The sequence below is a fragment of the Candidatus Wallbacteria bacterium genome (assembly GCA_028687545.1).
Lineage (GTDB): Bacteria > Muiribacteriota > JAQTZZ01 > JAQTZZ01 > JAQTZZ01 > JAQTZZ01.
Genome location: JAQTZZ010000007.1, coordinates 129,325 through 149,251, shown reverse-complemented (window position 1 = coordinate 149,251; position 19,927 = coordinate 129,325). Strand labels below are relative to the sequence as shown.

The window sequence follows — 19,927 nt, the reverse complement described above, 5'->3', positions numbered from 1 at the left end:
GCTTCTTCGACGGAATATGTGCATAATTTGGTCGAATAACTGCCAAGATCGAAAAACAGGTATTTTTCTTCGATTTTCAGCAGTTTGTTAAGATTGATGATCATTATTTTTCCTTTGTAGAGACACGCCATGGCGTGTCTCTACTATGCAAAAACAAATCGTCCGTAAACTCCGGTGCGGCTTTTTAATACCTATCGACCGTTGGGGGAGAATAATTAGATAGATAGGGGCAGACCCATGTGTCTGCCTTTATCTAATCCGCAGTCTGCCAATTGAGGTAGTCGGACTTTTCCACTTCATAATCGATCCAGTGAAGATCAGTTAGGGAACTTTTGATAGGGAGGTATTCGGTTGTAAAATTCTTGCTGACGACTGTAAGTTCCTGATTCTGCATCACAAAATAGATCTCCAGGCTTGCGATGCTCTTTGTCACCCAGCGGAAAGACTTCTGCATCAGTCTTGCAGTGCAGAGGATCCTGTTCCCCTGGATCTGATACTTGATGAATGTTTTGTTGGAAGCCTGATCCGGATCAGTGAATCCTTCCAGATAGAGTGAAAAATTGGAGTCGGTTTTATCGGGAACGTGTGTGTAGTCATATCCGAACAGTTCGATGACTTCCGTCGGCCCTGCTCCTTGAACCTGCTGACCATAGAAAACTTCAATGAAACCTACTTTCACTTTCGCCTTGTTCTCTGCGACCAGGATGCTCCCCTGGGGATTATCGATTGAGCACCAGGTCGTCCAGGAATCGTAATCGTGTTCCCTGGTCTGAATTCTGAAATTTGATCCGAGGGTCTTGGGATTCTGATAAGATGTGATGTAATTCAGAGATACGATCTGGTGGAGGTTGACGGTAAGTCTCTGCTCCGTGTCTCCGGCTGCGAATTTGAAAAGGTCAGTGGGAGATGTCAGTGGATAATATCCTCCTATGGCGTTGCGGGGATCATAGGAGAAAGTGTTGTAATTGGAACTCGATTCGATCGTGCATCCTCTGAGGAATGAAAGGTAATTGCTGGTAACATCCGGGAAATCGATGATTCTCTGAAGGGCAACCTCGATCCCACTCTGGGCCAGATACTCTGCCTTGAGATAATCCCCCTTGTTTTCGCTGATACCGACGTCTGTGGAAACAAGCGAGTTGAAACTGATACCGAGGAAAGTCAGCACCGAAATAATGATAAAAACGACAAGGAGCGTGTTGCCTTTCTTGTCCATCCGATTATTATAACATAAAATGTGCAACAGGTTTACGGTGAATATTTACCACCTTGAAACAGGATAGATTCAAGTGTGATAATGCTTGACCTTTTTAGAATAAACCGTTTATCATTGTTGAAAAGTTAATAAAATCTGAGGTTCTGAATGCAGAAAGCGATTGCTCTGATGTTGGAAGTGGAAGAGCGTGCGCGGCAGCTTTCTCAGGCTGCCAAGGGAAATGTGGATTATCTCTTGGATTACACCCGCCTGCGTATCGCTGAGATGGAAAAGAAGATCAACACCGAGACGGACCGTGAAATCAGGGATCTCAAAGATCTGATGGAACACCGGGCCAGCCGGCAGGTTTCTGAGATCAGGAAAAAAAGCGGTGCGAAATTCAAACTGACCGATGCCGAACTTGAAGAACTGCTGGATCTGCTGGAAAAAGAGGTTTTTGTTTGAAAGGGCTTTCTCCTTTTTATTATTCTTATCTCAATGCAAGAGTTCGCGCCAGGCGCGATCGCTACCTCTCCCGCGAAGACCTGAAGCGCAGCCTGGGATCCTCGATCCCTGAAATTTTGTCCCGATTCCGCGATGCAGCGTCCGATGCCAGGATTGATTTATCCATGACCAGACGCATTTTAGCCAGAATCCTTGTGGATGACTGCCACAAGGTGATCAGTTACAGTCCCGGATATGCAAGAGATGTTGGTGAAGCCTACCTGTTCAGATATGGGATCGAGGATTTGAAAACTGTAATCAGGATCTGGAAATCCCACGAGGAAGCCCTGAGCTACATCGCTGACCAGGAGGTTCTGGAGCTTGCCGGGGGAGGACCTGAGAACCTTTCAGCTTACCCATATTTAAAGCACATGCCGACTTTCTGCTCATTGCTGAAGAAGATCGAATCATACAGCATCGCCGAACTTGAAAAAGCGCTTGATCTGGATTATTTCCGTTACCTTGCCCAGCTGCTCAAAGACTTCTCCGGAGAGGACCGGAGATCCCTGAATCTGTTTCTTGGTTTTCAGATTGATGTTTCCAATATTATCAATCTCCTGAGATTGAAATATTATTATGGACATTCCGAGGAAGATTGCCTGGGATACATGTTCCCGCCGGTGAATATTCCAAGGAGGGACCTTGAAGCTCTGATCAGGAAGGACAACCTTCAGCAAGCAATATCTGTACTTGAGCATACTAAATATTCCTTCCTGAGCCAGGCTCCGAATGTTCCGGAAATGGAAAGACTGATCTCGTTTGAAAAAGAAAAAATTACGACTCTGTTCCTGATGGGGAACACTTTCAACATTGGGCTCGTGTTCGCTTCCATCTGGATGGCCGAAGTGGAGTTCGAACTGGTCGGGAAGATGGTGGAAGCCAAGTTTTTCAATCACAACGAATTGATTGAGGGGTTGTTCAATGTTTCTGCCTGAGAAGCTGCAGAAAGTGTCGCTGATCACGCTTCACAGATGGGAAGAGGAATTGTTTGAATTTCTTGGAGATCGTGCTGCCGTTCATTTGTTTCAGGTCCACGAGGGAATTGGGCTCAAGACCGGGCACTACCATCCTTATGAAGATAAGATCAAGCAGGCCGACGACAAGCTGATTGATATTCTTAAGATATTTTCCCTTTCCCATGAACGGGGAAGAGTGGCTGAACGATTAAATTTTGATCATGTGCGGAACAATCTGGCTGGACGCATCATGCATCTTGGTGAAGAAATTGACAAGCTGCTGCGGGAGATTGGAGACCTGGAAAATTATAATGGAACTCTCAGGGAAGACATCCGCAAACTTTCTGGAATTTCCAGCCTCAGTCTGGATATCAAAAAATGGCACAGCCTGAATTACCTTTACTTCAAGGTTGGAAAACTTCCGCTCTCTACAGCTGAAAACCTGGACAGCCTTCTGAACATTCCAGAGCTGATCGCGATTAAGCTTGCACAGCTTGGGGACAGTACTGCGGTCGTATTGATCAGTACGCAAAACCATGCCCAGAAAATTGATAACAGTCTGAAAAATCTGTTTTTCATGGAAGCCGAGTTCCCTCTGGAATATGCCGGAACACCCGCTGAGATGATTAAAAAGCTTGAAGCTCTGATCGCAGAAAACGAAAATCACATAGAGGATCTTTACGAGCAGATGGAAATGATCCGTAACGGGAGCATGGAAGAACTAATCGATTCCAAGTCAGTCGTGTTCCTGAACAGATTGTTCCTCGAGTCCAGAAAGAAATTCGGTTATACAGATGAAACAGTAGCCGTATTTGGTTATATCCCGGCTTCAAGAATGCATGAATTCTGCGAGAAAGCAGAGCAGGAATTTCCGCATCCCCTGATCATCACCCGGGAAAAAACCGAGGTACATGAAGATGTTCCGGTGCTTTTGAACAATCCTGCTCCAGTCAAACCATTCGAACTGATCACAGATACTTTCGGACATCCTGCTGCATCAGAAATCGACCCCACTCCTCTGATCGCCCTCACCTACCCTTTGATGTTCGGGATGATGTTCGGAGATGCAGGTCAGGGTGCGGTGCTTGCACTCTGCGGATTTCTTCTCAGGACCTTTTCCAGTTACCTGGGCATACCCAGATCGATCGGGAATGTGATCCAGAGCTGCGGTTTTTTTGCGATGATTTTCGGTCTTTTCTATGGAAGCTTTTTCGGCTTTGAGAAAATGTATTACTTGTTTCCTTCAGTTCAGTTCTCTCCGATGGAAAACGCCGGACATCAGCAGACCTTTTTTATTGTAGCGATACTGCTCGGCGCGTTCCAGCTTTCCCTCGGAATGATTCTCACCATTCTGAACAACTTACAGCGAAATGAATTATACGGCGTGTTTTTTGAAAAGTTCGGACTTGTGACTTTCACTTTCTACCTGTCATCCCTGATGCTGGCTTTTTCTGTGCTTAATTCCAGCAAGTCACTGATTTATCTGAGCGGCACGCTCGTGGCGATCGCTTCAGTGATTTTTCTGTTCCGTGATTTCATTTTCTCCGTTTTTTTGGGGAAAATGGACAGGCATAAACTGGCTCCCGGACACCTTTTCGAAAGTTTCATGGAATTCTATGAAGTATTGCTCGGCCTCGCCAGCAATACCATTTCCTATATCAGGGTGGCGGCCTTCGCATTGGCGCACATGGCATTGATGCTGGCCGTTTTCCAGATTTCCCGCATGGTTTCCTCATATCATGCTGAATATCCGACCATCGTGATCGGCAATCTGCTGGTGCTGGTGATGGAAGGAGTGATCGTAGGTATCCAGGCCTTGAGGCTTGAATATTATGAGTTTTTCTCAAAATTCTATCATGGCGGTGGGGAAAAATTCTCCCCGCTCACAATTCACAAGGGGGTCGAATGAGTAAAGGAATCTCTGTCATGCTTCTGCTCGCGGTGCTGACGTTGCTGGCATCCCCGTATATGCTGGCTGCTGCTGAAACCTCCACCAAGATTACAACCGATGGTGCCCAGAGTGCGGCTTTCTGGGGTGCGGCGGTCGTGGTGGGTCTGGGTTCGCTCGGTGCGGGTATCGCAGTCGGTCTGACCGGATCTGCTGCAGTCGGTGCTTTGGCGGAAAAACCGGAACTGATCGGTAAGCTTCTGATCATCGTGGGACTCGCTGAAGGTATCGCAATTTACGGCCTGATCACGGCTATCATGATTCTGGGCAGAATCTGATGCAGGCTAAAGTGATCGGTGATCTTTCCCTGGTGATGTTTTTCGGCTCAGTCGGGTTTCCCGGCGTGGTTGTCGAAAACAGCGAAAAAGCCAGGGAACTGCTGCTCACTGAATTGAAGAATCCTAACACAGGGGTGATTATTCTGCCGAGGAAATTCGCCGGCGAATTTTCCGACGAAGTAGCCAGTATCAACCTGCGTGGCGAAAAAATCATCTTCACTTTTCCTGATCCGGAGAATCCTGCTGAGGATAGTGGAGTTGCAAAACAGATCATGCGTTTTCTGGGAGTCAATTTGTAATGAAGACATCGGAAAAAATAGCTTATCTTACCAAGGAAATCATGGAAAAAGCCGAAGACCGCGCGGAAGACGTGGTTGTAAGCGCAGAAACTGAAGCCGAACTGCTCGTACAGCAAACCCTTGAACTGATGCTGAAGCAGCACAGGCAGCGCCGTCTTGAAGCTTACCTGTCATTCAAACGGGATTCGCGCAAGCTTGTCTCGGCCGCTGAATATGAAGTAAGGAAGGCCCAACTTTTTTACAGACTGGCAGTCACCAAGGAAGTGAGGGCGAAGTTTCTCGAACGATGTGCCATGATCCATAAGAATCGTGAGATCTATTTCAAGCTGCTCTGCAGAATATTGGATCGTTCACTGGCCATCTTGGGAGAGAAGAAAATCATTGTGACCCTCGATCAACAGGACAAGGATCTCAAGGAACGCCTCAGGGGATGGATCCTTGAGCGTCAGAAAGACATTGAGGTAAGCATCGAGGAGGAGCCTTTCGGATTCGGAGTCAGGCTTTACGATTCCGAACGCAGGAAGGTTGTTGATTCCAGCCTGGAAGCGATCATCATTTCCAGGAAGGAAACGATCAAGTCAATCATGGAGAATTACCTGAGAAAGAAATATGAATAGAATTGTCGGAAAAATTTATCGGGTAAACGGGCCTGTGGTGAAACTGCAGGAAGTCAAGGATCTGAAACTGATGGAACTCGTGATGGTGGGAGAGGAGAAACTTCTGGGAGAAGCCATCGAAATCGACAATCAGAAGGCTACAATCCAGGTCTATGAAGACACTGTTGGATTGATACCCGGCGGTAATGTTTACGGAACTGGCTGTCCTCTTTCGCTGGAGCTTGGCCCGGGCATGATGGGGAACATCTTCGATGGAGTGGGCCGCCCGCTGGAAGACCTAAAAAAACTCAGCGGAGATTACATCACTCGAGGGATAGTTGCCGATACGCTCAACCGGAAGAAAAAGTGGATGTTCAAACCTCAAGTCAAAGCCGGAGACAGGATCGAAGCCGGATCAGTGGTAGGTGAAATCCAGGAAACCAGGCTGATCAAACATTTCCCTCTGGTACCGCCGGATATATCCGGGATTATCGTAAAAGTGGCTCCAGATGGAGAATATTCAGTTGATCAGGAAATGATCGTGATCAAGACTGCAGATGGGGAAGAGAAAAAACTTCCTTTTTATCACAGATGGCCGGTAAAACTTCCCAGGCCCGTCAGGGAGAAGCACCTTTCCACAGTGCCGTTGATTACCGGCGAGCGGATCATCGACACATTTTTTCCGATTTCCAAGGGCGGCTGCGCAGTTATCCCGGGCGGATTCGGGACAGGCAAGACCATGACGCAGCATGCGCTTGCCAAATGGGCAGACGCAGATATCATAGTTTACATCGGATGTGGTGAGCGTGGGAATGAAATTACGGAAGTGCTGGTGGATTTTCCTAAGCTGATGGACGTTAAGAGCGGTATTCCTCTGATCGAACGGACCATCATTATCGCCAACACATCGAACATGCCTGTGGCAGCGCGCGAAGCCTCGATCTACACCGGCATCACGATCGCCGAATATTACCGGGACATGGGTTATCATGTCGCGATCATGGCGGATTCCACTTCCAGATGGGCCGAAGCCCTGCGCGAGATTTCCGGACGACTGGAAGAAATGCCGGCTGAAGGTGGCTTCCCGTCTTATCTGCCTTCGCGGCTTGCGGATTTTTACGAACGGGCCGGTTTTACAGTCACACTTAACAATAAGGAGGCTTCAGTCAGCATCATCGGAGCAGTTTCTCCGGCAGGAGGCGACTTTTCAGAACCTGTCACCCAGAACAGCCTGCGATTCACCCGCTGTTTCTGGGCCCTGGACAGAGCTTTAGCGAGCGCAAGGCATTACCCGGCCATCAACTGGATTACCAGCTATTCGGAATACCTGGCCGAACTCGACCACTGGTTTGTAGAGAAAGTCTCACCGGATTTTCCAAAGCTCAGAAGCTTCTGCATGAACATTCTGCAGGAAGAAAGCAAGCTGGAAAAAGTAGTTAAAATTGTGGGAGCATCCTCACTTCCAGAGGATCAGAAGCTGATCCTGGAAACCGCCAGATTCCTGCGAGAAGGCTATCTGCAGCAGAACGCTTATGAACATATAGACATGTACGCTTCGATGCGCAGGCAGTTCCTGATGATGAAGGCCATCCGCAGTTTCTATGATGAGGCGGAAAAAGCCTTGAAATACAAAATACCGGTGAAGAAGCTGGTGGAGCTCCCTTCAGCCATCAAGATCCAGAGAATCAAGCACACCATCGGCAACGATGAGGTAGAGAAGATAGAAGACGTGATCGCAGAGGCCGTGCAGGAAATTCACGATCTGATCAAAGTTTACCAGGGGTAAGACAGCATGGAGACACTTGCAAAACTCGATTTTCAACGTGATAATGATCATTGCAAGCTAATCCAATTCAAGAGTTTTGTTAGTGCTCCAAGAGCCTCTAACAAAATGTCTACTCAAGGTATAGCGCAAACAACATTTTGAAAGAGGCTCTATGGAAAACATCAAGTTCCAGAAAATCAATAAGTTGGGCGGACCGCTTCTCGCCATCGAGAATCCAGGCAAAGTCAGTTACGGTGAGCTTGTGCGCGTGAAGGCCGAGAATTTCGAAGCATATGGACGGGTGCTCGATGTCAGTTATGATATCGCCATCATCGAGAGCTTCAAGAACCTTTCAGGCCTGAAATTGGATTCCACAAGCGTCACTTTCACTGGGAAACCGCTGATGTTCGGCGTTTCACCTGAAATCATGGGGCGGATCTTCGATGGAGTCGGCCACCCCATCGATAACCTGCCTGAACCCGCTGTCGACCAGTATCTCAACATCAACGGCTATCCGATCAATCCCATGGCCAGAGCCTATCCCAAGGAATTCATCCCGACTGGTGTCACTGCCATCGATGCCATGAACACGCTGATCAAGGGACAGAAATTGCCGATCTTTTCAGGAGCCGGACTGCCTCATAACCTGATCGCCGCCCAGATCGTGAATCAAGCAGGAGAAGCCAACCCTGACAACTTCGCCATCATCTTCGCTGCAGTTGGCATTTCGCACGATGTCGGATCTTTTTTCCGCCAGAATTTCGAACAGACCGGAGCTTTGAAAAAAGTCGTCATGTTTCTGAACTATGCTTCGGACCCTGTGGTTGAACGCATCGTTACTCCCAGAATGGCTCTGACTGCAGGAGAATACATGGCGTTTGAACTCGGAATGGACGTGCTGGTGGTGATTACGGATATCACAAATTATTGCGAAGCCTTGAGGGAAGTGGCGAGCTCCAAAGGAGAAATCCCGAGCCGCAAGGGTTACCCCGGGTATCTTTACAGCGATCTTTCTTCGATCTACGAACGTGCAGGAAGAATCCACGGCAGGAAAGGTTCACTCACTCAGCTTCCGATCCTTTCGATGCCCAATGACGACATCACCCATCCGATACCGGATCTGACAGGCTACATCACTGAAGGACAGGTCGTAGTTTCACGCGAAATGCATATGAGGGGTTTCTATCCGCCGATCAATGTGCTGCCGTCCCTCTCCAGACTTATGAAAGACGGCATCGGTGAAGGCTTCACCCGCGCCGATCATCCCCACCTCGCCAACCAGCTCTATGCCTGCTATGCCAAGGTCAAGGATGTGGAATCCCTGGCTTCGGTGATCGGCGAAGAGGAGCTGAACGAAGTGGAGCGCGCTTACCTCAATTTCGGCAAGAAATTCGAGCGCGAGTTCGTTTGCCAGAAATTTGACGAGAACCGCAGCATCGAGGAAACACTGAACCTGGGCTGGAAAATGCTCAAGTCTCTTCCTGAACAGGTACTGACCAGAGTGACTGAAGAAGAAATAGGGAAATATTACAGAAATGTCTAAACTTCCAGTTACCCCCACTAAAGGCAACCTGATCAAACTCAAGATCGAGTATCGTTTTGTTCAGCAGGGGCATAAACTGCTGGATGAAAAAAAGAGGGTGCTGATCGCTGAGATAATGAAGATCGTTGAAGCAGCCCAGAAAAAAAGGGAAGAACTGAACAGGACTCTGCCGGAAATCTTCAGGTTTTATTATAAAGCCCAGATTTTCAATGGAGAGCGGGCTCTCTGCTCGGCTAATGTTGCAAGGCATAAGCAATATCAGCTCACAGTGCTGGAAAAATCCTTCATTGGAGTGATCTTCCCCACCATCAATTTCAGTACGAGTAACCTATCCACCGCCCATTCGCTGATAGGCAACTCCTCCCATCTGGACCTTTTCCTGATTGAAATGCAGAAATTCATGAAGCTGCTGTTCGAGCTGATCGAAGTGGAGACCAGGCTGTGGAGACTGGGATTCGAACTGAAAAAAGTCATGAAAAGAGTGAATGCCCTTGAATATATTATCCTGCCCCAATACGAGGAAACCTTGAAATTCATCGAGGAAGTCCTGGAAGAAATCGACCGCGAAGACTTCTTCATGCGCAAAGTGTTAAAAAGGAGAAGAAATGAATAGGATAGACAATCTGATAAAGCGTTCGTTCACCAAGTTGAAGATCGACCTGGAAAATGTCTCTGCTGAAGTAATGGCCAACATGGAAGAGGAAGTCGTGAATTTCCGGAGGGATATCCAGAATAAGGCGATTGAGATTGTAGATGTCGGGGCATTAGAAGTTCCCCATTCCAAATGAAAACTCCGGCGATGCGAGAAGTAAATCTGGAATTTTCTTCCGGGGAGAAGAAGAAGAAGCTGAAATTTTCTTCGGAACGGCTGACCGATTATCTCGGAATTCTCTTTACCAACCCGGAATTTTTTCCTGACAGCGCTTTGAAGCGATTGTCATATTATACTGAGAAGAAAACCAAGCTCGGCAAGGGAGAGGACCGTAAATTTCTGGATTTTCTTGAATACCTCCATCAGCAGAAGCTGATCTTCACCAAAGGTGCTTTCAATACACTGGCACGGATCGAAAAGTTTGCCCCTCTGATCAAGCAGCTCAAAGAAAACCGCAATTTCTACCTGATTAAAGTAGACAAGGTGAATTGGGAAGAGTTCGTGGTCAAGGAGGTGCTTGGCTTCAAAGTTACCCTGCGTCTGCTTTCCGACCTGAAGCCTGGAGACGAAGTGCTTGTCTGCAGCAGGGACCAGGAGATACTGGGCTGGGCCAAAGTCCTGGACTGCTGTGTATTCTGCAACACCACCCTGATCAATAACGGCTTCCTGCCTTATCAGGTCTCGGTCTCGGCTTCATCCTGGAAAGGCAGGGTCTTTTTCAGAAAAGAGGGTTATCCTGAGGAGATCAACGCGCTGGAGTCGGACGAATATTTCAAACTGCTGGCCCTGGTGATCGAAAAACAGCTGGAGTACGAACTGTTCGAACAGCGCGGCCTGCTCCCGCTCTTTTCAGAGATGGAAGAGAAACTGGCGGAATTTCCACTGCTTACGGAAAAGGTCGTGCAGATGCTCAAAAGGCTCGCTGAATTTTATCATTTCCAGCTCAACATCAAGGAAGACATCAAGTGGAAGTATTTTGAATTCGGCATGTTCGGACGTGTGATGTTCAGGCTCGGGTTCAACTGCGACCTGATTCCGTACCTTGCCAAAAAATATTATTCCAACAATCGCTTCAAGGTCCTGGTACCTGGTAGAAGCGAGGAAGCGGAGAATTTGATTTCTCTTGAGCGTATTTGGTATATATTTAATGCCATGCAGCAATTGACGGCCGAAATGGCCACGCTGCTTACCTGAACGGGGGATTAGCTCAGTTGGGAGAGCGCTTGACTGGCAGTCAAGAGGTCAGGGGTTCAACTCCCCTATCCTCCACCAGAAATTGATGAAAATCAAGATATTCGATTTTGGGGTGTTACATTGATTCCAACAGATTTCAAACTAGTCAGCAACCCGCTGGAAACAAGCAGTAAAGTTGTTGAGAACAGATTGCAGGAGAAAGGCATTGAACTCGTCAAGGTCAGCGGAGATATCGATGTCGACAGCAGCGTATTGCTGCAGGAATATTTGGAGAAACTGCTTCAGCATAGAATCTATAAAATCATCCTCGACCTGAGCGAAGCAACTTATATCAACAGCCGAGGCATCGGCGTCATCACCCAGTATTACAAGCTCTCCCGTGAAAAAGGAGGCGGACTGGTGATGATTAACCCCTCGGAAAAGATCCAGAACATCCTGAAGATCACCTTCCTCACCAAGATCCTGCCCGTGCTGGAGGATATAAATCAAGCCCTGATCTATTTCGGGAAATGACTTCTGATCAATTTCCAGTCTGCTTCTTTAGCCACTGAATCATGAAAATCACCCTGATCAATCCGCTGTTTGATTACACGACCTTCAACAGCCCCAATCGTGTTTTCCAGCCCCTTTCGCTGCTCAATATGGCAGCGCTTCTAAAACCGCTCGGCCATGAGCTTCTGCTGATCGACGCCAATAGCGACGGAATCAGCCCCGGGTCTTCAGTCTGGGATAAGCTCACAGCCGACATTTTCATTGTCAGTTCAGCGTCAGTCGACCGCTGGCAGTGTCCTGCAGTGGAGGCAGACTGCCTGGTGCGGCTTCTGCGGATTCTCTGCGGAAAAGAATGCCTTTTGATCCTTACCGGACCCCACGCTCCTGCAAATCCCTCGAAATACCTCATCTCAGAAAAAATCATTGCAGTCAGAGGAGAGCCTGAAGCGGCAATCCTGGATCTCGTTGAAAAGGCTGAAACCCGTGACTTCAGAAAAGTGCCGGGAATCTTGTATAGACATGGGGACGAATTGATTTATACCGAAAAACGAAGCGAATCGATTTTTCCAGAGCTGCCCCTGCCTGCCTATGAGCTGGCAGACATGGGGAAATACAGCTATTCGTTCCTGAGCGGTAAATTTTCACTGGTTGAGGGAAGCCGCGGTTGTTCATACACCTGCCCATTCTGCTTCAAGGAAATGTACCCTGCGAATCTGATTGAAAAACCGCTGGAAAAACTGATTCCAGAAATCGAACACCTGATCCGGATGGGAATTGAATCGATTTTCTTCATCGACCTGGACTTCTGTGCAAATCGCAACCGGGTGGAACGGTTCTGTTCAGTAATTATCAAGCATAAACTCAAATTTTCCTGGGCCTGCCAGACCAGGGCGGACCATCTGGACGACAAACTTCTGCAACTCATGTCCTGGGCCGGCTGCAGGCTGCTGGAATTCGGGGTGGAGAGCGCGAATCCCGTGACTCTGGAACGGATTGGGAAGAAGAACTCCGGAAAGCTGAATCATATCTTGAGAAAATGCGAGGAATCTGGGATAGATACGATTCTATTCTTCATCATCGGCCTGCCGGGAGAATCAGCAGCTGATCACAGGCGGACTTATCGTCTTGCCCGTCGTCTCAGCCCCGCCTATGTTTCATTCAAACCCTGGGTCGATTATCCCAGGATATTGTCTGGGATAGGGAAGGGAGGCCTGTTGGAAAATCACCGGATCTGCCGTAAGTTGACACTGAGATATTATTTACATCCCGGATATCTGTTCAGAATGCTCCGTAAAAAGAAATTCTCTTTTCTCTGGCGTAATTTCAGGGACAATTTCCTGCCGCTGATCATTCGTAAATAGTTATTTTGCTTCCAATATCAAGGGAACCAAGAACTAGTTCCTGCTCCGATCTATCACCCTGCAGCAGCAATTTAGAGGCTCTTCAGCTACTGCTGTTAGAGCCTCTTATCCTGAAGCCAAAGGCTTCGGGACGCCTTTGAACGCCTCCGCAGAAGCATGTCCTCTGCTCTTAAAGAGCGCCTTCCATTTCCAGCAGTTCCCGCTTAAGTCTGCAGTTCGCTTCTGACGGTCCCGCATAGCCAGTCATGGAGCCGTCGGCTCCAATCACCCTATGGCATGGTACGATCAGGGAGATCGGATTGCGGTTGTTGGCTCCGCCTACTGCTCTGAAGCCTTTGGGGCAGCCGATCCGTTCCGCCACCCAGCGGTAAGTGCGGGTTTCGCCGTAAGGGATTTCGAGCAGAGCCTGCCAGACTTTTTTCTGGAAGTCAGTGCCTGTGATGAAATCGATTCTGCAGTCAAAAGTGCGAAGTTTTCCTGACAGATACTTCAGAATCTGCTCTTTGACAGGTGCCAGCCTTTTTTCATCCGGAACCAGTTCGCAATTGAAGTCAGTTCTCACTTCGCGCAGAAGTTCCGGAGAGGAAGGAAAGTACAGACGGCAGAGTCCCTTGTCTGTTGCGGCAATGAAAATACTGCCGATCCGGCTTTGGAAAATCGAGTAATAAACTGTAAGTTTTTTGTTCATGTAAATATGTTAAATCGAGTCTTGAAAATCTTCAAGTTCTAAAGAGAATGCTATGATCAGTAAAACAGATTTTTCAAACGCTTATAGAAATTTTCATGTGTTCCGATCATATAAAGATTTAAATTATCCTTGATTATCTCGTATGAAAGCAGGTAAAGCTGGGTTTTATAAGTAAACTTATGCACTCTGATTCCTTTTAGCTCGCCTTTTTTCAGATCCCCGATTTCCGGGTTTTGCATGATCTTTTTTACTTGTTCATCAATCTCCAGTTGCAAATTTTTAGGCGCTTTTTTCTTGAACCGAAAAAATGCATTGGAAACTAGGACTTTCATTTGATCACGCCGAACTCATATTCCCGGCCGATGCCTGCCTTTACTTCTTCCCGGGATTCGATGGTTTCCTTAATAAAGGAAAGTGGAAGGTCGGGATTTTCTTCGCAAAGCAGCGCGTCATAAAGATATTTTTTGATCTGCTCGGAAATGGTGCGATGCTCCAGATCAGCCCGGATGCGAATCTTTTGACCCAACAAATCAGGAAGGCGGACAGTATAAACTCTCGGCATGCAACACCTCGCATCTGTGTATTTACTTCAACTACATTTTACTGCAGAAGGAAATTAGATGCAAGGGGGATTTTAGTTGACCTTTAGACGACCTTTGCCATGGCAGAATGGACTTTAAAAATCCCGCACGAGCTTCACGACCCTGCCCAGGATTTCAAAGCCTTTTTCGGACAGCTTGTCTTTTGAAAGAATGATGGGTTTGAATTTCGGGTTCTCGGCCTGCAGGATCACGTGGTCTTCATCGTATATTATCCGTTTCAAAGTAGTGTCGTAATCGTTGAGCTTCACTGCAGCGACATCCCCGTTCCTGATCTCCACGTTTTTCGCCACTATCACCACGTCGCCGGGCATGATTCCGGCTCCTGTCATGCTCTCGCCCAGCACCATCAAGGCAAAGACATCGCCGTATCTTTGCAGCATTGCCTTGGGCACTTCAACTTCTCCCACGATGTCGGTCGCAGACTCCAAGGGCACGCCTGCCGGTATTTTTCCGAGCACAGGCAGCACCGCGATTTCAAAGTCTGCCTCAATTGTGAGCGGGTTGCCGATCAGGTCTTCCACAGAAACATTGAAAACCCCGGCTATTTTCTCGGCCATGCGCATCCGCGGAAGAGTCTCGCCTGCGATCCAGCGGGAGATGTTCTGCTGTTTAGTGCAGAGGATCAGGGCGAGTTTTGACTGATTCAACCCTTTTTCCTTCATCAGCTCCAGCAACCTGCGGCTGAAACGACGGTTGACCGCTGTTGCGACCAGTGACCTGCGGCCATAGAAAGGCTTCAGATTCGAGTCTTTTTTCATATTGAAATTTATTACCCGTATATTCCGTGTAATTCTATTGACTTACACTTATTAATTAAGTACAATCTGCTCAAGTGGGAGGTGTTGCAATCAGTTCAGTTCGTTTTCAATCAATTCAACTAAAATTTTAGCTAAACCTCCATCTCATTCCAGGGGGAATCAGAAAAAATAAAAAAAATTAAGGAATAGGGCTAGTGACCTCCTGAAGGTAGATTATCGGCTGTCCGCTGATAATTTTAGCCCTATTCCGCTTGAATTGCAATTTCTGGAACTAATAAAAAAAATAAATTTTGGAGGAAAGTGTGATGCATTCTAAGAGGTTGTTCGGCCTGCTGCTCATTGCGTTGATGATGGGATCTTTTTTATTTTACGGATGCCTCTCTGACAACCCCAGCCATACTGGTGGAGCTGCAGGAGGAGCTTTGGTCATCGGTGCTCTGGCAGGAGCCCCGTCCAATGGATCTGAAGCACCGCAGCGGGACAATGCTCCATCCAGGGCAGCGGCTTTTGACGGGGCGTCGGTGACAATGTCAAACCATCAGAATTTCTATACCACAGCTGCTTCCAATGGAGAATTCGTATTCAGGAATGTGGTGGCAGGAAATTTCGTGATCAAGGTTGTACCTGTTTCCGGCAATCCCGTATTGTTCCCTGTTTTAGTGACTTCCTGGGGAAAAGTTATCATCAATCTCCAGGTTAATCCGCAGGCTGAACAAAATAGCCAGCAGGTGCTCACAATGGCTTCAGCCCAATTGGATGGATCCTGTCTGAAGATTATCAAAATAATGCCTCTTCCCACTTCTGCGGCTGAAATCCTGGACAATTCAGATAAGTTCAAATCAGATTTTGAACTGTCACATCCAGATTCTTCTACACCGGTTTCCCCAGACAAAACCACATCTGCTTCACTGCTCATCGGTCTAGGAAATCAGGTTTTCAGTGTTATTCCTCAAATTCTGAGTACTGAAGTTGAAGTCGTATCCAATCCTGAAGATTCGGCACTTGCTGTTCCTCCGACTACATTGATTCAGCAATATTACAATGATCTGGATCCATCGACAAACGTCTTTACCCCTGAGCGGACCTTGTTCATAAAAGCTTATGCACATGCAAATGCCAAGAACAGCAAAATCACTAAGATCAAGGCAATGCTTACTGACAAAACCAGCGGAAATAATCTTACCTCTGATTTCAACTGCAATACTGTTGAAGCAACCAACATTTTCAGCTTCGTTAATCCGCCGGTCGGGAATTATCTGCTCTCAGTCACAGCCGTGGACGATGCTGTTACTGGCACAGGAAATCCGATCCACAACGCAGGCAATGTGGTGACAACAATCAGCGTGCTTCCCACGGCGGCACAGGCTTCCCTTGTAGTGAGCGTTTCTCCGGGTAATCTTACTCAGAGCTTTCCCCTTGATATAGGAATTCCGACATCCGAAGTTGCTGCCCCTGTGATCAACCCTATCACTGATGCAGACGGCGGAAGCATTGAAAAGGGCGACAGGCTGAAGATTACAGTCAGTTTCGCAGGCCATGATTTTAGCCTGACAATGGATCAGGCATTGAACGTGTTTAACGACGAAGATTTTACCCTGACTTTGACTGCAAAGTACAACTTGCAAAACCAAGTGCTTGAAAAAATAAGCACAATAACTTTTCCCTATTCTGGCACACCCCCTATTTTCCCAGAAAACTTCGTCACTTTTGCCAACCAGGAAAGCGCAACCACAAATCTTGAAATCAACGATGTGCTGACCGCCACAGTAGCCGCACTTCCTCAATGTGCATCGACTCTACTTGGTACCTTGGAAATCTTTCTCGTGGGATCAACTGAGCAGACCGTGGAAATTCTGAGTAATTACAACTGGAATGCAACTTCTCAAAACCAGATTCTGGTTTCCGATAATACGCCGTTCACATCAACAGGTACTTATAAATTAAGATTCAAGCTGCGCAGCACGACCGGAAAATCGTATTTCTATAATAAGGAAGTCAGCATCGGAATATATCCGCCGCAAGTTACCACCATTGAAACCACAACACCGCTGAACATTCTTGTGACATTTGACCAGAAAGTGGGAGTCGGAGCTGATGTGGCGGCAAATTATACTTCCGACAAGAGTCTGAGCATCAGCAATCCTGTAATTCAGAGCGGCGAAAAGTCAGTACTTCTGACCACAACGATGCAGACTGCTGAAATCTATAATGTGACAGTGTCCAATGTGAAAGATCTGAATGGTAATGCGATGCCCCAGCCTGTTACAAAACCTGTGATGGGTAAATCGGGAATTGCCGCGCTGTCTGCCGAAGCCACCTTGAACACAATCGTGAAAGTCGTCTATTCCTTAGAACCCAAGCATATAAATGCCGCTAATGCCGACGATGCGCTCAATCCGGCGAACTATGCCATTATTCCAAGCCTTCTTGTTTCATCCGTTGCCATCGACACAGCAGACCAATCCAACAAAACCTATCTTCTCACCACTGCTCCGCAGACCGGGGAAACTTACTCCCTGCAAGTTTCCAATGTTCAGGCTGTTTCAATTCCTACTGCTATTGCTCAATCTGCAGGTTTTATCCAATCTTTTGCAGGGGATGCCCTTCCGCAAGTGTCTCTTGTGCTGATCACCACCGGATTTGATCCGCAGATCGAGAACGGTGGTTACTTGAGGGAAACAGGTTACACAGTTTTGGTAGCTTTCAATGAAACAATGAACACTGGAGTGAATCCCACTGTTACTATCGGTGGTGCGGCAGTTACCAAGAACGGGTATACAGGAAAAAACTGGACAGGCACATTTACGCCTGAAGACAGTCTTGATGAGAACCAGGTTTTATCTATCTCAGGGGCCAAGGATCTGCACGGAAATGAAATGCAGGCAAATACGGCCAACAGTTTTCACGTGGATACCATACCGCCAGTTGCGCCAATTATTACCTCACCCGTTTCAGTTCCTCCAACCACCGTTTATTATTGCGCTGGAGCTTCTGTTAACTTGACAGGGACAAAAGATAATGGATCGGCTATTTATGTCGGTACTGATGCGACCCCAGTGATAGAGAATACGTTATCTACAAGCTGGGAATACACGGTGACTGATTTGATTTCAGACATCACTAGAGAAATCAGCATCCGTTCACGTGACGCCGCTGGGAATTACAGTGCAACAACCACAATTTTAAAAATTGTGAAAAAAGATTCTTTACCTGCTCCAGTGATTTCAGTAACTTCTGTCACAACTGAAAGCTGTAAAATCACCTGGAACATGATAAACGGGGCATCCGGGTACAAGATGTATCAATACAGCAACCTGGTTGGACAAACTACAGAACTTCAATACACTTTTTCAAATCTATTACCAGGTGCCGGATATTCGATTGAAGTTGAATCCTTAGCCAGTTGGGGAGTTGGATCGCGAGCTGGTTTGTTTACCTATACATTATGTCTGCCTCCGTCAAACCTAACTGTTGAAAGTTCTACAGTCTCAAGTGCCAGAATTTCCTGGGCTAATGCAGAGGGTGCAGATAAATACAGATATAGACTGAATAGTTCGCAGACTACTGGGGAAACCCAATCGAACAGTATTAATCTGGATAACCTAAATAGCGGAACAACCTATGAACTCAGGGTAACCAGTGTAAACAAAAACAACAGAGAGAATTCTACATATTCATCTATTTCTTTTGTCACTGGAGTTCTTGCTCCGCAAAATGTCAGATCAACCAGACTGACTACTAGTGAAGTTGACCTTACATGGGACACTGTGACGGGAGCTACTGGATATAAGGTCTATATCGATGATCAGTATATTGGAAATGTTGTTTCATCAAATGTGTATACCCGTACAAATTTAAGCAGCGGACAAACTTACAGGTTTAGCGTAAGGGCTGTGAACGCAACTGGAGACAGCGCTATGAGTGCCGAAAAGATAATAAATACAGTCTGCATTCCACCTTCCGGTCTGAATACAATCGAAATAGGATCCGGATATGCTGGAATCACATGGCAACTTACTCAAGGAGGTGTAAGATACCTTGTTTACAAAGGCCTTGATGACACTTCTCCAATTTCAAACATTTCCAATTCAGTGAATTGTGCAAATCTCAACCCTGCTACGCAATATGATTTTTATATTAAAGCAGAGAACACTGATGGGCTTCTAAGCGGATATTCTGAAAAACTCACAATCCGTACCAGGTGCTCTGAACCCGCCGGAGTGTCAATCGACTCGATTACAGATTCGACCGCAAGAGTTAACTGGAATGCAACAAGCGGAGCCAGCAGTTACAGAATTTTCTTGAATTCGACTATGTTCGGGGAGACCAGTGAAACCACTATGCAAGTCACAGGTCTTACTGCATCCAGTAGTTATCAGGTTTATGTAAAAGCCGTGAATTCGACTGGTGCAGGCGATACTTCTGAAACTCGCAGTTTTACATCCGCCTCTCTGTCACCAGGAGATGTTGTTTACGCAAATACCATGCCATGGTGGGACAACGAAAATGTGAAAGCAGGAATTGACCTGTATTATCATACTCCCACTGATACCAGGTTGAAAGGCATCCGCATTTTAAGAAAAACCGGATCAGCACCAACAGGGCCGACAGATGCTGGATCCTATGTAGTTTGTAACCGGGTTGTGGAGTCCGATAAGGAGTATTCCTGGTTTGATTCAGCAGAGATAACGATTGGTGATAATTATTATTATGCATTCTACACTTACGGAGAAAAAGACAGCCAGACTTATTACAGCACTGGGACAATTGAGTCAATCATAGCTCAGGAAATAGTTGAAACCCAGGATTCTGTGCCATGTCTTTTCAATGGCACTATTGAAATTAACGATCAGTATGCGGCAATAGGCACCAGGATTTATGCATTTGATCAGGATAATAAGTTGAAAGGTGTTTTCATCATTGACCAGGATGTGGTTGATCGTAAAGGACAGGGTAGATATGAGATTCCTGTCACTGATGCCGATGTAGGAGAATTAATTATATTCTCTGTGAATGGGCGGACTCCGTCATACAATGGCGATAGAGCCTGGGCATCCTTTGTAAACAAGAATTTGGATCTTTTTACTAATTACTGA

The 19,927-nt window shown here is 46.8% G+C and carries 19 protein-coding genes and 1 tRNA gene; 15 read left to right on the top strand and 5 right to left on the bottom strand.

Annotation, left to right across the window (positions count from 1 at the left end; translation table 11 throughout):
• Window positions 1–253: 253 nt before the first annotated feature.
• Complete coding sequence (locus tag PHW04_05400) at window positions 254–1,216, bottom strand: pilus assembly PilX N-terminal domain-containing protein (protein ID MDD2715312.1); 963 nt, start codon at window positions 1,214–1,216, stop codon at window positions 254–256.
• A gap of 147 nt (window positions 1,217–1,363) precedes the next feature.
• Here PHW04_05400 and PHW04_05395 point away from each other — a divergent pair, with 147 nt between their 5' ends.
• The 14 genes from PHW04_05395 to PHW04_05330 all read left to right on the top strand — a co-directional run bounded on the left by PHW04_05395 (window position 1,364) and on the right by PHW04_05330 (window position 12,783).
• Window positions 1,364–1,660 carry a hypothetical protein gene (locus PHW04_05395; GenBank protein MDD2715311.1) on the top strand — a complete coding sequence of 99 codons (297 nt, stop codon included), beginning with the start codon at window positions 1,364–1,366 and terminating at the stop codon, window positions 1,658–1,660.
• Window positions 1,657–2,634 (top strand): V-type ATPase subunit, encoded by a 978-nt coding sequence (locus PHW04_05390; protein ID MDD2715310.1) that lies wholly within the window; start codon window positions 1,657–1,659, stop codon window positions 2,632–2,634. Before PHW04_05395 ends, PHW04_05390 begins: the two co-directional genes overlap by 4 nt.
• The gene (locus PHW04_05385) at window positions 2,621–4,564 is read left to right on the top strand and encodes a V-type ATPase 116kDa subunit family protein (protein MDD2715309.1); all 1,944 of its coding nucleotides are present in this window, start codon (window positions 2,621–2,623) and stop codon (window positions 4,562–4,564) included. Before PHW04_05390 ends, PHW04_05385 begins: the two co-directional genes overlap by 14 nt.
• A complete protein-coding gene (locus PHW04_05380) occupies window positions 4,561–4,881 on the top strand; it encodes an ATP synthase subunit C (protein MDD2715308.1) in 321 nt (106 codons plus the stop codon). The genes PHW04_05385 and PHW04_05380 overlap by 4 nt, the downstream gene beginning before the upstream one ends.
• The gene (locus PHW04_05375) at window positions 4,881–5,180 is read left to right on the top strand and encodes a V-type ATP synthase subunit F (GenBank protein ID MDD2715307.1); all 300 of its coding nucleotides are present in this window, start codon (window positions 4,881–4,883) and stop codon (window positions 5,178–5,180) included. Before PHW04_05380 ends, PHW04_05375 begins: the two co-directional genes overlap by 1 nt.
• Window positions 5,180–5,797 (top strand): V-type ATP synthase subunit E family protein, encoded by a 618-nt coding sequence (locus PHW04_05370; GenBank protein ID MDD2715306.1) that lies wholly within the window; start codon window positions 5,180–5,182, stop codon window positions 5,795–5,797. The genes PHW04_05375 and PHW04_05370 overlap by 1 nt, the downstream gene beginning before the upstream one ends.
• On the top strand, window positions 5,790–7,562 hold the full coding sequence (locus PHW04_05365) for a V-type ATP synthase subunit A (protein ID MDD2715305.1): 1,773 nt from the start codon (window positions 5,790–5,792) through the stop codon (window positions 7,560–7,562). Before PHW04_05370 ends, PHW04_05365 begins: the two co-directional genes overlap by 8 nt.
• Window positions 7,563–7,713: 151 nt before the next feature.
• Window positions 7,714–9,084 (top strand): V-type ATP synthase subunit B, encoded by a 1,371-nt coding sequence (locus tag PHW04_05360; GenBank protein MDD2715304.1) that lies wholly within the window; start codon window positions 7,714–7,716, stop codon window positions 9,082–9,084.
• On the top strand, window positions 9,077–9,697 hold the full coding sequence (locus tag PHW04_05355; GenBank protein ID MDD2715303.1) for a V-type ATP synthase subunit D: 621 nt from the start codon (window positions 9,077–9,079) through the stop codon (window positions 9,695–9,697). Before PHW04_05360 ends, PHW04_05355 begins: the two co-directional genes overlap by 8 nt.
• Window positions 9,690–9,872 carry a hypothetical protein gene (locus tag PHW04_05350; protein ID MDD2715302.1) on the top strand — a complete coding sequence of 61 codons (183 nt, stop codon included), beginning with the start codon at window positions 9,690–9,692 and terminating at the stop codon, window positions 9,870–9,872. Before PHW04_05355 ends, PHW04_05350 begins: the two co-directional genes overlap by 8 nt.
• A gap of 11 nt (window positions 9,873–9,883) precedes the next feature.
• Window positions 9,884–10,930, top strand: coding sequence for a hypothetical protein (locus tag PHW04_05345; protein ID MDD2715301.1), 1,047 nt, complete (start codon window positions 9,884–9,886; stop codon window positions 10,928–10,930).
• Window positions 10,931–10,932: 2 nt separating this feature from the next.
• Window positions 10,933–11,008, top strand: a tRNA-Ala gene (locus PHW04_05340).
• 42 nt (window positions 11,009–11,050) lie between these two features.
• Window positions 11,051–11,443 carry an STAS domain-containing protein gene (locus PHW04_05335; protein ID MDD2715300.1) on the top strand — a complete coding sequence of 131 codons (393 nt, stop codon included), beginning with the start codon at window positions 11,051–11,053 and terminating at the stop codon, window positions 11,441–11,443.
• Between the two features lie 41 nt (window positions 11,444–11,484).
• On the top strand, window positions 11,485–12,783 hold the full coding sequence (locus tag PHW04_05330) for a radical SAM protein (GenBank protein MDD2715299.1): 1,299 nt from the start codon (window positions 11,485–11,487) through the stop codon (window positions 12,781–12,783).
• A gap of 169 nt (window positions 12,784–12,952) precedes the next feature.
• Here the strand turns inward: PHW04_05330 and PHW04_05325 are convergent, their stop codons facing one another.
• From PHW04_05325 to PHW04_05310, 4 genes are all read right to left on the bottom strand, one after another.
• The gene (locus tag PHW04_05325; protein MDD2715298.1) at window positions 12,953–13,471 is read right to left on the bottom strand and encodes a methylated-DNA--[protein]-cysteine S-methyltransferase; all 519 of its coding nucleotides are present in this window, start codon (window positions 13,469–13,471) and stop codon (window positions 12,953–12,955) included.
• A gap of 56 nt (window positions 13,472–13,527) precedes the next feature.
• On the bottom strand, window positions 13,528–13,803 hold the full coding sequence (locus PHW04_05320) for a type II toxin-antitoxin system RelE/ParE family toxin (protein MDD2715297.1): 276 nt from the start codon (window positions 13,801–13,803) through the stop codon (window positions 13,528–13,530).
• A complete protein-coding gene (locus PHW04_05315) occupies window positions 13,800–14,033 on the bottom strand; it encodes a hypothetical protein (protein ID MDD2715296.1) in 234 nt (77 codons plus the stop codon). Before PHW04_05315 ends, PHW04_05320 begins: the two co-directional genes overlap by 4 nt.
• Window positions 14,034–14,147: 114 nt before the next feature.
• Complete coding sequence (locus PHW04_05310) at window positions 14,148–14,831, bottom strand: S24 family peptidase (protein MDD2715295.1); 684 nt, start codon at window positions 14,829–14,831, stop codon at window positions 14,148–14,150.
• Window positions 14,832–15,136: 305 nt separating this feature from the next.
• Between PHW04_05310 and PHW04_05305 the strand changes: the two genes are divergently transcribed.
• Window positions 15,137–19,927 (top strand): fibronectin type III domain-containing protein, encoded by a 4,791-nt coding sequence (locus PHW04_05305; GenBank protein ID MDD2715294.1) that lies wholly within the window; start codon window positions 15,137–15,139, stop codon window positions 19,925–19,927.